Source organism: Sorangium sp. So ce363, from assembly GCF_051520435.1.
GTDB classification, from domain to species: Bacteria; Myxococcota_A; Polyangia; order Polyangiales; family Polyangiaceae; genus Sorangium; species Sorangium cellulosum_B.
Genome location: NZ_CP150333.1, coordinates 8,583,585 through 8,596,686 on the forward strand (window position 1 = coordinate 8,583,585; position 13,102 = coordinate 8,596,686).

A 13,102-nucleotide genomic window follows, 5' to 3' on the forward strand; every position below is an offset into this window, starting at 1 on the left:
CGCGCGGGGGGCGCCCCGCGCGTCCGCTCTTCCCGCGCGTCAGCTCTTCTCGGAGCGCGAGGCCGACACCGCCGGGACCGTCGACCGATCGCCCATGCTGACCTGCTGCGAGTCGGCGGGCGGACCGATCGTCGCGCTGTTCGGGAGCTCGGCGTCGTCCTGCTCGTCGATCCGGATCACGAGCGCCGTGATGTTGTCCTCTCCGCCGTTCTCGTTCGCCTTGGCGATGAGGCGGCGGCACATCTCCGGGACCTCCTCGGTCGAGCTCACGATGTGGAGGATCTGGTCGTCCGAGAGCATCCCGCTCAGGCCGTCGGAGCAGAGCAGGTAGACATCGCCGGGCTGCGGCTCATCGCTGATCAGATCCACGGAGACGCTGTCGTGCATCCCGAGCGCGCGGGTGATGACGTTGCGCGGAAGCTCGGCCCGCTGCTCCTCGGTGAGCTCGGGCATCGCCATGATGTAGTCGTTGAACAGCGAGTGATCGCGCGTCAGCTGGCTGATCGAGCCCTTGCGGACGCGGTACGCGCGGCTGTCGCCGACGTGGCCGACGTAGATCCGGTTCTTCTTCTTCGAGAAGAGCGCCCCCACGACCGTCGTGCCCATCCCGGCGCAGTCGCGCGACCGGATGCTGCGCTCGAAGATCTGGCGGTTCGCGACCCGGATGCCCGCCTGGAGCCGGTTCTCCTCCTCCGACAGGCTGGTGTCGAAGTGGAATGGCCAGGTGGCGTCCTCCCGCGACGTGGACCGGAAGAAGTCCGCGATCGACTCGGTCGCCAGCTTGCTGGCTACGTCCCCCGCGCGGTGGCCCCCCATGCCGTCCGCGACGATGAACAGATCGTACTCCGACAGGACGGCGTAGCTGTCCTCGTTGTGGTCGCGTTGGAGACCAACGTCCGTCATTCCTGAAGCGATCGCTCGCATAACCTCGGGAATCCTTGAGACGGCTCCGGGCCTTCGGCTTCGAACACCAACCATTTCACGCTAGCGAAAACCTGTCAAGCAGGGCCTCTCGCCCCCTAATGGGCGTCTTCAGAGCCTTCACGCGTCTTCTCGCGTCTTCTCGCGTCGCGCCTTCGCACGCCCAACCGCCGACCTTCCTGATCCTACCGACTCCGACCGGGGGGACCGCAAGCCTCTTTTTCACTTCTTCGCTTCACGGGACGGTTCATTGTGAGCTGGGCTGGTCCCGGGCACGCCTCGCCCCGTGGCGCTCGGACGCAAGCGCCGGCGCGGGCGGCTGCCACGGGTCGCGCGCGGCTGCCACGGGTCGCGCGCGGGCAGGACAACAAGGCTGCGAGGCGTCGCCAGGCCGGGCCGGGCTCGGCGCGCACGGCGTCACTACACGCTGCGCGGCAGGCGATGTCGCGCATCGCACGCCGCCGCGCCGCCCTCCTCGAAGAGCCCGGCCCCATCGCGGCCGCGGGGAGGGGCGGCCGCACGGCGCTCCGGTCGACCAAGCTCGGTCGCCGACGCCCGCCCGGCCGAGGGCCCGCTCACACGTCCAGGATGTCCTTTTCCTTGCCGGCGATCACCGTGTCGACCTGCTTCGTCCCCTCGGCCACCACGTCGTCGACCTTCTTCTTGGCCCGATCGGCCTCGTCGCCGCTGACGTCGCCGTCCTTCTCGAGCGAGTCGATCATCTCGTTCGCGTCCCGGCGGTGCTTCCGGATGGCGACTTTAGCGTCCTCTCCGTTCTTCTTCGTCAGCTTCACCATCTCCCTGCGCCGCTCCTCCGTCAGCGGCGGGATCGGGAGTCGGATGAGATCCGCGTCCACCTGGGGATTCAGGCCGAGATCGCTCTCCCGGATCGCCTTCTCGATCGCTTTCACCTGGTTCTTCTCCCAGGGCTTGACGCTGATGAGCCGCGGCTCCGGCACGGACACCGTGGCCATCTGCACGATCGGCGTCGGCACGCCGTAGTAGTCGACGCGGATGCCGTCGAGCATGGCCGCGTTCGCGCGCCCGGTGCGCACCTTCGCCAGGTCTCGCCGGAGAGCTTCGATGGCCTTCTCGATCCCTTCGCGCAGCTCCTTGATGACGTCCTCGAGCATGATCCGGCTTCCTCCGTGTGGGGCTCGCCCAGCCCGCCCTCTTCGCGGGCGGGGGCGGAGCTTACCGCGTATTTCCGGGCCGGCGGAGAAATCGATCCGCCCGACCTCGCCGGCGTCGCGGTCGGAAGAGCGCTCGCCTCCGCCTGGGCGCAGGCGGACGCGCACGCGCCCGAGCGCCGCCCCCCCGCCCAGCGCGGAAGGCGCGGAAGGCGCGGAAGCGCCGAAGCGCCGAAGCGCCGAAGGCAGACGCGCGGCTGGGCGGCGCGACGCGGCGGAATGGCAGCATGCGCGGCGGCGCTCCGGCGCGCGGCAGGAGGGCGGCGAAGGCCGCCGAGCGCGCCACCCCCACTGTCGCGATCGTGCCGAGCTGTAGTAACTCTGGGAGGCAGGGCGACCCGATGCGCGATCTGGACTGGAACAGCTTCGACGTCCTCGTCGTCGACGACGAGCAGGACAACCTCGACGCGTTCCGGTTCGCCTTCAGGAAGTCGTTCAAGATCCATTATGCGCTGGGCGGCGCCGAGGCCCTCTCGCTCCTCGATCGCCTCGATCCTGCGGTGATCGTGGCGGACCAGCGAATGCCGGGGATGAGCGGTATCGAGTTCCTCAAGCAGGCGAAGGAGCGGCGGCCTGACGCGGCGGGCGTGCTGCTCACCGCCTACGCGGACATGACGGTGCTCATCGACGCGGTCAACTCGGGCGCGGTCGACCGGTACGTCCAGAAGCCCTGGAACTCGAGGGAGCTCGCCGTCATCCTCCGGCAGGCGATCGCCGGGGTCGCCACCCTGCGGGAGAACCGGCGGCTGCGCGAGCAGCTCGCGCAGTACGCGGGCTACCTCGAGCGCGAGCAGCGGGACCCGATCGATTTCGGCGAGATCGCCGGCGAGAGCGAGGCCATGCGCGAGGTCGCCGCCCGGATCGGCGAGGTGGCGAAGGCGGCGACGCACGTGCTGATCGAGGGCGAGGAAGGGGCGGAGAAGGAGGTCGTCGCCCGGGCGATCCACGTGGGCTCCCCGCGGGAAGAGCAGCCGTTCGTCAAGGTGACCTGCGCCGCGTTCCGGGGCGACACGCTCGAGCGCGAGCTGTTTGGCTGGCGGCGAGGCGCCTTCGACGGCGCGTTCGCCGAGCGCGCAGGCCGGCTCGAGCTCGCCCACCGGGGGACGATCTACCTCGACGAGCCGGCGCCGCTCACGCCCTCGCTCCAGGCGAGGCTGCTCCGCGTGCTCACCGACGGCGAGGTCGAGCGGCTCGGGTCGACGGAGACCACGCGCGTCGACGTGCGCGTCGTGCTGTCGCTCACGCCCGGCATCGACGAGGCCTGGGCGCGCGCGGGCGTGCTGCCCGAGCTCGTCTCCCGGCTCTCGGTGTTCCCGCTCAGGCTGCCCCCGCTCCGGGAGCGGCGCGAGGACATCCGCGCGCTCGCCGAGCACTTCCTGCGCAAGGTCGCGCGGCGCAACGCCCGCGCGGCCACCGCGCTCTCGGAGGAGGCGCTCGCGAAGCTCGCGGCGTACACGTGGCCGGGGAACACGCGGGAGCTGGAGAACGTGGTCGAGCGCGCCGCCATCCTGTCGCGCGGCGACGTGATCCTGCCCGAGCACCTCGCGTTCACGGCGCGCGCGCAGCCGGCCGAACCGCCCGCGCGCGCGCCGAGGGCCGCCGCGCCGGCGGAGCCGGAGGCGGACCCGGCCGGAAGAGAGCCCGCCGCGCCGGCGTGCGCGCGGCCAAGGCTCGACCTGAGCTCCCAGCTCGACGACATCGAGCGGCGGGAGCTCCTCGCCGCCCTGGAACGCTGCGGAGGGAACAAGGCGGAGGTCGCGCGGCAGTTCGGCATGCAGCGCACGACCCTCTATTACAGGCTGAAGCGGCTCGGAATCGAAGGTTGAAGACGGTTGACGACGGTTGACGACGGTTGACGACGGTCGACGAGGGCCGGCGCTCCCTGACGACACCCGACGGTCGCTGACGGCCCCGCCGGGACGCCGCGGCGCGTGGCCACGGTCGACGCCGGGGGCAACTTGCGGCAGATTGCGTCGGCATGCTGAAGGTCGGCGAGCGCGCGCCGGAGATCGACACGCTGGCCATCGACGGCCAGCGCTTCGTGCTGTCGGCGCAGGGTGGGCTCTGCACGGTCGTGTACTTCTTCCCGAAGGCCTTCACGCCCGACTGCACCGTCGAGGCCCAGCTCTTCCGCGACAACCACGCCGAGATCGCGCTCGCGGGCGCCAGCATCGTCGGCGTCAGCACCGACGACCACAGGACGCAGTGCCGGTTCGCCGAGGCGCAGAAGGTCCCTTACCCGATGATCGCCGACCGCGATCGCAGCGTGTGCCGCGCCTACGGCGTCCTCTGGCCGCTCATCGGCCTCGCCCGGCGGATCACCTACGTCGTCACGCCCGCCCTGGAGATCGCGGCGGTCTTCCACCACGAGTTCCAGGCCAGGAAGCACCGCGACGACGTGCTCTCGTTCATCGACAAGCGCTTCCGGGCGGCGCGCCCCCCCGCGGGGTGAGCGCGGAGCCCGCCGTGCGTCCCGCCCCAGAGCCCCCCGCGCCCAGCGAAGGCGCCGCGCTCCTCGAAGGAGCGGCGCCGCTGCCGCGTGACTTCTACGCTCGCCCCGCGCTCGTCGTCGCGCGGGCGTGCATCGGCAAGGTGCTCGTCCACACGACGCCCGAGGGCACCGCCGCCGGACGCATCGTCGAGACCGAGGCGTACCGCGGCCCGGAAGACCTCGCCGCGCACAGCGCGGGCGGGCGACGGACCGTGCGGACGGAGGTCATGTTTGGCCCGGCGGGCTATGCGTATGTGTTCCAGCTCTACGGCATGCACTGGGCGTTCAACCTCGTCGTGGCCTCGGAGGGAGAGCCGCACGCTGTCCTCATCCGCGCCATCGAGCCGATGATCGGCCTCCCGCTCATGAGCCGCCGGCGGGGCGTCGCGCCTGGGCGGATCGAGCTCACCAACGGGCCGGGGAAGCTGTGCAAGGCGCTGGGGCTCGACCGCTCCGCGTACGGGATGGATGTCTGCGGAGCGCAGCTCTCGCTGCTGCCCGGCGCTGCTGGGCCCATCGGCAGGTCGCCTCGCATCAACGTCGACTATGCAGGTGCGTGGGCGAAGAAGCCGTGGCGATTCTACGAACGCGGCAATCGCTATGTCTCCGTTCCGCCTCGCCATTGAGCGGGCGTGAGGGCGCGAGCGCTCGAAGCGCTCGCGCCCGGGGCCAGGATCGCGCGACAATGGGCTCATGGGATTCTGGCCTTTCGGGGGGCGTGAACCTGCCAACGTCGAGAGCGCGTCGCAGGTTGTCACGGCGGGCACGCATCGGGAGACCCTGCGGGGAAAGTTAACGCTCTATTTCAAGGAGCCGCAGACGCGGAGCGCCGCGGACAGGGCCGCGGAGCGGTGCGCGCAGATCGCCGGCGACCTGCTGCGCGAGACCGCAGAGCACGAGGCGCTCCTCGGCAAGGAGGCGGAGCTCGCCGCGGCCATCGCGGCCCGCGCGCCGCGCGGCCTCCCGGGGCTCCGCGCGATCGAGCTCGCGGCGCTGCACGTCGTGACCGAGCGCACCACGCAGTCGCGGCGCGGCGAACCGACGCTGTCCGTCCAGGATCCCACGCGGATCGCGGGCGCGCGCACGCCATCGAACAAGCCCTCGCCGGGCGGCGTGATCCGGACCACCAGCGTGCCGCCGGCCAGCAGCCGCGTCTTGGCGCAGGCTCCCGGCGCGCCGCCGACCGTCGGTCGCAGCACGCCGTCGAGCATTCCGCCGCCCATCAGCGTGCGCTCGCCGCCGAGCTCCGGCGCGCAACGCCCCCGCGCCGCCGGAGCGGGCGCCGCGCGGGCGTCGAGCCCGGGGCTCATCGGCTCGCCCCCCACCGTGATCGCGGCCGCGCTCGCGCCGCTCCTTCGCGACGCGTCCACGCGGCTGCTCCTCGGATGCCTGCGGGCGCACGATCTGATCATCGTGCGCCGCGTCGCGATCGATCCTGGCGCCGCCGATCAGCTGGCCGCGCTGCTGCCGGTCTCCGAGGCGCCGCCGGGTGAGTTCGAGGCGAGCCGAGCCGCCGAGCTCTCCCGCTGGCACACGGTGCTCGGCTCGCCCGTGATCAGCCAGCTGCGCACGGAGTCGTGCGCGATCAGCGCGCAGAAGGCCCGGGCCGCGCTGGGCGCCGCGAACATCGCGGCGGGCGTCGCGGGTGAGCTGATCGACGCGCTCTGCCGCACCGCCTTCCCGGGCCTCGCGCTGTCGAGCGCCCACATCGATCGCTACGCGGAGCAGGATCTGAACGAGCTGGCAGCCGAGAGCATGGCGCGCATCCTCCGGCACCCGAACTCGAAGCCGCTCCGCCTCGCGCTCGGCCCGCTGCTCGACGCGGTGCACGGCGACGTGGACGGCATCTCCCGCCTCGCGAAGGCCTCGCTCGGCAGCGCGCACTGAGGCCGATGCCACCGCTCGGCGCGTTCCCTTCTCGGCGAGCTGGCGCTAGGAGGCGCAGGTGCGACACCATGATCTCTCCCATGAGCTCTCTTTCTCCCGCAGATCGCTCCGCGGCCACCTCTCCCTGCTCGTCGCGCTGCTCTGCGCGTGCGGGCCGGCCGAGCGCGCCGCGCCCGCGCAACCCCTCACGAAGGCGGCCGTGGTGAGCCCGGCCGACGCTCGATCCGGCGCGGCGGGCGCGGAGGCCGGCGCCGAGCAGGCGCTCGCGGCCTTGTCGGCGCGCGTGCTCGAGGAGTACCTGCGCGACGAGCCGGTCCGCGCCACCGAGGCAGGGGACCACCGGTACGACGCCGTATGGCCGGACGTCACCGCGCAGGGCGAGGCCGCGCGCCGGCGCACGATCGAGGCGGCGCTGGCCGAGCTCGGGGCGCTCCCCGCGGCGCGCCTCGGCGTCCAGAGCCGCGTCGACGCGGCGATGATCGAGAACCAGCTGCGCTCCTGGCTGTTCGCGATCGACGAGCTCCGCGAGGCGACGTGGAACCCGATGGTGTACACGGGCCTCGTCGGCGACGGGCTCGATCCCCTGATCACGAGGAGCTTCGCGCCGCTCGAGGAGCGCCTGCGGAGCCTCGGCGGTCGCCTCTCGGGCATCCCTGCGCTCGTGCGTGCCGCGGAGCAGCGCCTCACGGCGGCGCCGCCGCGCGTCCACACCGAGACGGCGATCGCGCAAAACAAGGGGCTCATCGCGCTCTGCAAGTCCGAGCTCCCGGCGCTGTTCGCGTCGGCCCCGGCGCAGCAGGCCGAGCTCGACGCGGCCGCGAGGGCGGCGGCGGCGGCGCTCGAGGGCTTCCAGGCGTTCCTCGAGAAGGACCTGCTCCCGAGGAGCCACGGCGACTTCCGGCTGGGCCGCGCGCGCTTCGAGAAGAAGCTCCGGTTCACGCTGGACGACGCGACCATCGACGTCGACGGCGTGGTCGCGAGCGCCCGCGCCCTGCTCGCGGCGACGCACGCCGAGATGCTCGAGACCTCGAGGGAGCTCTGGCCGACGCTCTTCGGGAAGCAGCCTTTCCCGAGGGTCGAGGCGCAGGACGAGAAGATGGCCGCGATCAGGAAGGTGCTCGACGCGCTCGCGGCCGATCACCCGACGAACGCGACCATCGTGAAGGCGTCCGAGGAGCTCCTCGCGGAGGCGACCGACTTCGTCCGCACGCGCGACCTCGTGCGCATCCCGGAGGAGCCCTGCCGGGTGATCGAGATGCCCGAGTACCGCCGCGGCGTCGCGATCGCCTACTGCGACGCGTCCGGCCCGCTCGAGGCGAAGCAAGAGACGTTCTTCGCGATCGCGCCGACGCCGAAGGACTGGCCGAAGGCACGCGTGGACTCGTTCTACCGCGAGTACAACTCGAGCATGCTCGCCGACCTCACCGTCCACGAGGCGATGCCGGGCCACTTCCTGCAGCTCATGCACAACAACAAGTTCCCCTCGAAGCTCCGCGCGGTCTTCTCGAGCGGCCCGTTCGTCGAGGGGTGGGCGGTCTACACCGAGTGGCTGATGGCGCACCACGGCTTCGGCGGTCCGAAGGTGCGGATGCAGCGCCAGAAGATGGTGCTGCGCATGTCGGTGAACGCCCTCCTCGACCACGGGGTGCACGCGGGCGCGATGGGCGAGGAGGAGGCGCTCTCGCTCATGACGAAGGACGCCTTCCAGGAGGAAGGCGAGGCCGTCGGCAAGTGGCGGCGCGCCCGGCTCACGAGCGCGCAGCTCACCACGTACTTCCACGGCTTCACCGAGATGATGCGCCTGCGCGCCGAGCACGAGCGCAAGCCGGGCTTCACCGAGCGCGCCTACCACGACCGCCTGCTCAGCCACGGCTCGCCGTCCGTGCGGCACCTCCCGGCGCTTCTTTCGGAATAGCGGCGAGCCGCGCGCGGCGGGAGGGCCGCGCGCGGCGGAAGGTCACACCGGGGAGATCGAGCCGCCGAGCTCGACGAAGCGCGCCTTGGGGAACGCCTTCTGGCAGGCATCGAGCTGCCAGTCGCCCTTGAAGAGCACGACCGGGTTCCCGTGCACGTCGAGGGCGCCGTAGCCGTAGAGGTTCGACTCGAGCTCGGCGAGGGGCACCGGCTCGCCCTCGACCCAGCGGGCCAGGCTGAACGAGAGCCGCTCGATCCGGGCGTCGACGCCGTACTCGGCCGCGAGGCGGTGCTTCACGACGTCGAACTGGAGCTCGCCCACGACCCCCAGGATCGCCTCGCCCTCCCGCCCCTCGGGCGGCCGGAAGAGCTGGACCGAGCCCTCCTGCGCGAGCTGCTCGAGCCCCTTCTTGAGCTGCTTGCGCTTCATGGGATCGATCATGACGACGCGGGCGAACTGCTCCGGCGGGAACTGCGGCAGCGCGGCGTACTTCACGGGCGAGCCGCTGCAGAGCGAGTCGCCGATGAGGAAGAGCCCCGGGTCGAAGACGCCGATGATGTCGCCCGCGAAGCCGTCCTCCACGAGCGTGCGCTCCTGGGCCATGAACTGCACCGGGTTGGTGAGCCGGATGTCGCGGCCGAGGCGCACGTGGTGCACCTTCATCCCGCGCTCGTAGCGGCCGGAGCAGACGCGGAGGAACGCGATCCTGTCGCGGTGGGCCCGGTCCATGTTCGCCTGGATCTTGAAGACGAACGCGGTGAAGCGGTCGTCGTCCGGGGCGATGGGGCCCTTGTCGCTGCCCCGCGGCGCGGGCGGGGGCATGAGCTCGATGAACGCGTCCAGGAACTGCGGCAGGCCGAAGTTGGTGATGGCGCTGCCGAAGAACATGGGCGTGACCTCGCCGCGGGCGAGCTTGTCGCGATCGAGCGCGTCGCCGGCGGCGTCGATGAGCTCGATGTCCTCGCGCAGCTGGCGGGCGCCCTCCTCGTCGAGCGCCTCGACGAGCTCGGGCGCGTCGAGCGACACGACCTCCATCGGGGCGATCTCGGCGCCGTGCGCGACGAGCTCGAAGAGGAAGACCTGCTTGCGCTCGCGGTGATAGACGCCGCGGAACTTGCCGCCCGCCGAGATGGGCCAGGTGACCGGGTAGACGCCGATGCCGAGGACCTCCTCGACCTCGCCGATCAGCTCGAACGGGTCGCGCCCGGGGCGGTCGAGCTTGTTGACGAAGGTGAAGATGGGCATCTGCCGGAGCTTGCAGACGCGGAAGAGCTTCTTCGTCTGCGTCTCGACGCCCTTCGCGCAGTCGAGGATCATGATGGCGGCGTCGGTCGCCATCAGCGCGCGGTAGGTGTCCTCGCTGAAGTCGGCGTGGCCAGGGGTGTCGACCAGGCTCAGGAGCCGGCCCTTGTACGGGAACTGGAGAACGCTGGTGGAGATGGAGATGCCGCGCTCGCGCTCCATCTCCATCCAGTCGCTGACGGCGTGGGCGCGCGCCTTCTTGGCCTTCACGGCGCCGGCGAGCTGGATGGCGCCTCCGTAAAGCAGGAGCTTCTCGGTTAGGGTGGTTTTGCCAGCGTCGGGGTGGGAGATGATCGCGAACGTCTTTCGACGGGCGATCTCGCGGGTGAGCATCGGGTCGGGCACAGCGGCGCGGCAGGATAGAGTCCGTGGGGGCTGCGTCAACCCAAGGGGCGACGGAGCCAGGGCGGGCGGGGACGGAGCCAGGGCGGGCGGGGGTGGCGCGCGAGCGGGCGGCGGGGGTCCCCCCACGAACTCGGGCCTTTTGGGGGGCTGGTGCCGCGCTGGACGGGGGGACTCGGTCCGAGAGAGGGGCGCTGCGGGGCGGGCCGGCCCTCGGGTTCGTGGGGCCCACCCCCGCCGCCCGCTCGCGCGCCACCCCCGCCCGCCCTGGCTCTTTGTAAGGGGGTCTTCGGAAGAGGTGGGGGCGGGCGCTGGGGGTCGTGGTCCCAGCGGCGTTGCGCGTGGGACGCCTCGGGTTGGGCCTTGGTAAGGGGTCGTTATTTCGGGGCGCGGAGGGAGAGGGAGACGGTGACGCCTACGGGGTCGGCGCTGGGCGTGCCGATGGGCTTGTTCTTGAGGAGCTGACGGATGCAGCGCTGCGCGTCGGAGGTGACGCCCCGAGCGTCGAGGATCTCGACACCCTCGGCGCGGCCGCGCACCCGGACAAGGAACTGGACCTTGATGCTGCCCGACACGCCAGAGAGGCCGCCATGGTCGGCAACACACTTCGCAAGGTCGGGGGCGACCTTTTCGAGCCGCTTGGCCACGTTCGGGACGTCGCCGTTCATGAACTCGGGCTCCTTGATCTCGACGAGCGGGAGCGGGGCCGACACGATCGAGGCGTCAGGCACGCCGCCGTCGATGGGGCCGGCGTCGCCGGGAACACCGCCGTCAGGCGGGGGGGCGCCGCCGTCGGGAGGGGGCGGCTCGGGCTGCGGCGACGGCGGGAGCCAGCCGGCATCCGCCTCGCCCGGCTCGAGGCACCGCACGAAGCCACGGTGCGGATCCTCCAGCGCGCCGTGCGGACAGCGCGGAGCGCCGCCCCCGTCGGGCGCCGCCGCCGTGATCCACCCCTGCTCCGGCGGCTCCTGCCGCGGCGGCGCGCCGCCCTCGGCGACCGCGCCGACGCAAGCGCCGACAGCGCCCATCGACAGCGCCACAGAGATCGCCCACTGACCCAGACGCCCACCTGCCGCTCTCCACCGCATCGGCCGCTGTGATACTGCGGAACGGGCGCGCGTACAGGAGAAACCGCGGGCAGCCCGTCGAGGCAGCCGCGAGGCGCTCGCCGACGGCGGCGACGACCGCGGTCCCGGAGCCCGCGAAAGCGGGCTCAGAGGGCGATGTGAGCGAGCGATCCCGCCGAGGCGTCCCAGAGCGCCCGCGCCCGGGACAGGGCGTCCGCATGCGCCTTGGTCCCCTCGACGGGCCCTGTCACGGAGACCACGCCGCTCGCCCCGAGCTCGATCCGCTCGATACCTGCGTCCGGGAGCTCGTCTCGGAGCTCCTTCGTCATGCGCTCGCCGATGCGCTGGAGGAGGCGCGCCAGACGCTCAGGCGTGATGTCCCGGAACACGAGCACCTGCGGGAGAGGGAGCTCCGAGACGAGGCGAGCGCGGTCGGAGAGGCCCTGCTCGCCGAGCCGCCTCTCGACGAGCGCCGCGAACACGCTCCCGTACGCCCGGTCGACCTGCTCCCGCCGGAACCGCTCGTCGATGGCCGGTCCGAGCCGCGTCTCCAGCTGCGCGACGCCGTTCAGCCCGTTGGCGAAGCGCCCCTCGTTCTGCGCGAAGTACTCCCCCCGCGCGCGCAGGTCGCTCGCCAGCGACGCGAAGTGCTCGCCCATCGTCGAGAGGGCGCGCAGCACGAGATCGGTGAACCTGAGCTCCTCCCGGATCCAACCCACGTCCGTCACCCGGTCGGCCATGAACGGCCAGACGACGAGGTTGTAGTAGTTGTTGAAGTCGAGGAGATACTTCAGCCGATAGAGCTCGAAGCTGCCGAACACCGGATACATGCGCTCATAGAGCCGGAGCGTGCTGTCGTACTTGAACCGGTAGTACGCGTCGTAGGCCGCGACCTTCTCCTCGAACCCGGCGCGGTCGCCGCGGACGTCGGAGAGGATCATTTGCGTGATGAACTCGTTCGCGGTCGCGATGAAATCGGATCCGGGGCTGTAGAAGGGATCGGTGAACGCGCCGGCCTCGCCTGTGACGGCGTAGCGGTCGGTCGAGAAGTACTGCTCCGCGTGGTACGGCAGGTGGGCATAGCTCTGGAAATCCTCGAGCTCCGCCCCCTCGAGCAGCTCGCGCGCGGCGCGGTGGGCGCCCAGGAAGCGCTCGAACTCCGCGCGCGTGCGCGGCCCGGGCAGCGCCCCGGCAGGCGCGTTCCCCGCGCCGATCCGATCCTTGTCGAACACGACGCCCACGCTCATCAAATCGCCGGCGAGCGGGATGAACCAGATCCAGTACCCGTCGTACATGAAGTGGTTCGTCGACAGGTGGCGCGACGTGTACCGCGCGCGCGACCGCCACGCCGCGTCGGTGACCGCATCGAGCCCCGCGACGCCGCGGTAGCGCCCCCACGCGGCCGCCGTGTTGAGCCGCGCCTCCTTGTGCACCTTCACGCCGAGCTTGCGGAAGAGCACGTGCCGCCGCCCGGAGGCGTCGCACACCCAGCGGCAGGCGACCTCGCGCCGCTCGCCGCCCTGCTCGTAGACGACCGTGTGCCGCCCGCGCCCGTCGATCGCGACGTCGACCACCTTGGCGCCGAGCTCGACCTCGGCGCCCGCGGCGCGGTTCATGGTCACGAGATCGCGCTCCAGCCGCGCGCGCTCGAGCTGGAAGCTCGGGTGGAACGGCATGTGGTCGGAGCCGATCTCGCTCATCCGGGGCAGCGGGAGATCCTTGTCCGGCGAGTCGAAGAAGAAGCGGAGCCCGTTCTTGGGCAGCTGGTGCTGGTAGAGGTACGTGCCGAGGTTCAGCCGGCGAACCATGTAGTTCGCCGCGACCTCCACCGTGCTCTCGCCGACCTTGTAATCCTCCATCGCCTCGGCGGCCTCGAGCACGAGGACCCCGAGGTCGGGGCACGCGAGGCGGAGCTGCCGCGCGAGGAAGCCGCCGGCGATGCCGCTGCCGATGATGACGATATCGAACGTGCGCATGACGAGAGCCC

At 71.6% G+C, this 13,102-nt stretch carries 10 protein-coding genes; 5 read left to right on the forward strand and 5 right to left on the reverse strand.

The features are described 5' to 3' along the window. Positions 1-39 precede the first annotated feature (39 nt). On the reverse strand, positions 40-903 hold the full coding sequence (locus WMF12_RS32235; RefSeq protein WP_275935412.1) for a Stp1/IreP family PP2C-type Ser/Thr phosphatase: 864 nt from the start codon (positions 901-903) through the stop codon (positions 40-42). Between the two features lie 593 nt (positions 904-1,496). Continuing rightward, complete coding sequence (gene frr, locus WMF12_RS32240; protein WP_437543352.1) at positions 1,497-2,054, reverse strand: ribosome recycling factor; 558 nt, start codon at positions 2,052-2,054, stop codon at positions 1,497-1,499. 398 nt (positions 2,055-2,452) lie between these two features. Here frr and WMF12_RS32245 point away from each other — a divergent pair, with 398 nt between their 5' ends. From WMF12_RS32245 to WMF12_RS32265, 5 genes are all read left to right on the forward strand, one after another. Next, positions 2,453-3,937: a sigma-54-dependent transcriptional regulator gene (locus WMF12_RS32245; RefSeq protein WP_437851560.1), complete on the forward strand. Its 1,485-nt coding sequence runs from the start codon at positions 2,453-2,455 to the stop codon at positions 3,935-3,937. A 152-nt stretch (positions 3,938-4,089) separates the two neighbouring features. Continuing rightward, complete coding sequence (locus WMF12_RS32250; RefSeq protein ID WP_437543356.1) at positions 4,090-4,563, forward strand: peroxiredoxin; 474 nt, start codon at positions 4,090-4,092, stop codon at positions 4,561-4,563. Positions 4,564-4,577: 14 nt separating this feature from the next. Next, positions 4,578-5,228: a DNA-3-methyladenine glycosylase gene (locus WMF12_RS32255; RefSeq protein ID WP_437851562.1), complete on the forward strand. Its 651-nt coding sequence runs from the start codon at positions 4,578-4,580 to the stop codon at positions 5,226-5,228. Positions 5,229-5,295: 67 nt separating this feature from the next. Continuing rightward, positions 5,296-6,489: a hypothetical protein gene (locus WMF12_RS32260; protein ID WP_437851565.1), complete on the forward strand. Its 1,194-nt coding sequence runs from the start codon at positions 5,296-5,298 to the stop codon at positions 6,487-6,489. Between the two features lie 58 nt (positions 6,490-6,547). Further along, positions 6,548-8,404, forward strand: coding sequence for a DUF885 domain-containing protein (locus WMF12_RS32265; protein ID WP_437851566.1), 1,857 nt, complete (start codon positions 6,548-6,550; stop codon positions 8,402-8,404). 42 nt (positions 8,405-8,446) lie between these two features. Here the strand turns inward: WMF12_RS32265 and WMF12_RS32270 are convergent, their stop codons facing one another. The 3 genes from WMF12_RS32270 to WMF12_RS32280 form a co-directional block, all read right to left on the reverse strand. Next, complete coding sequence (locus WMF12_RS32270) at positions 8,447-10,039, reverse strand: peptide chain release factor 3 (protein WP_437740488.1); 1,593 nt, start codon at positions 10,037-10,039, stop codon at positions 8,447-8,449. A 386-nt stretch (positions 10,040-10,425) separates the two neighbouring features. Further along, complete coding sequence (locus tag WMF12_RS32275) at positions 10,426-11,076, reverse strand: hypothetical protein (protein WP_437851568.1); 651 nt, start codon at positions 11,074-11,076, stop codon at positions 10,426-10,428. Between the two features lie 185 nt (positions 11,077-11,261). After that, positions 11,262-13,091, reverse strand: a complete 1,830-nt coding sequence (locus WMF12_RS32280; RefSeq protein ID WP_437851570.1) for an NAD(P)/FAD-dependent oxidoreductase — start codon at positions 13,089-13,091, stop codon at positions 11,262-11,264. Positions 13,092-13,102 lie beyond the last annotated feature (11 nt).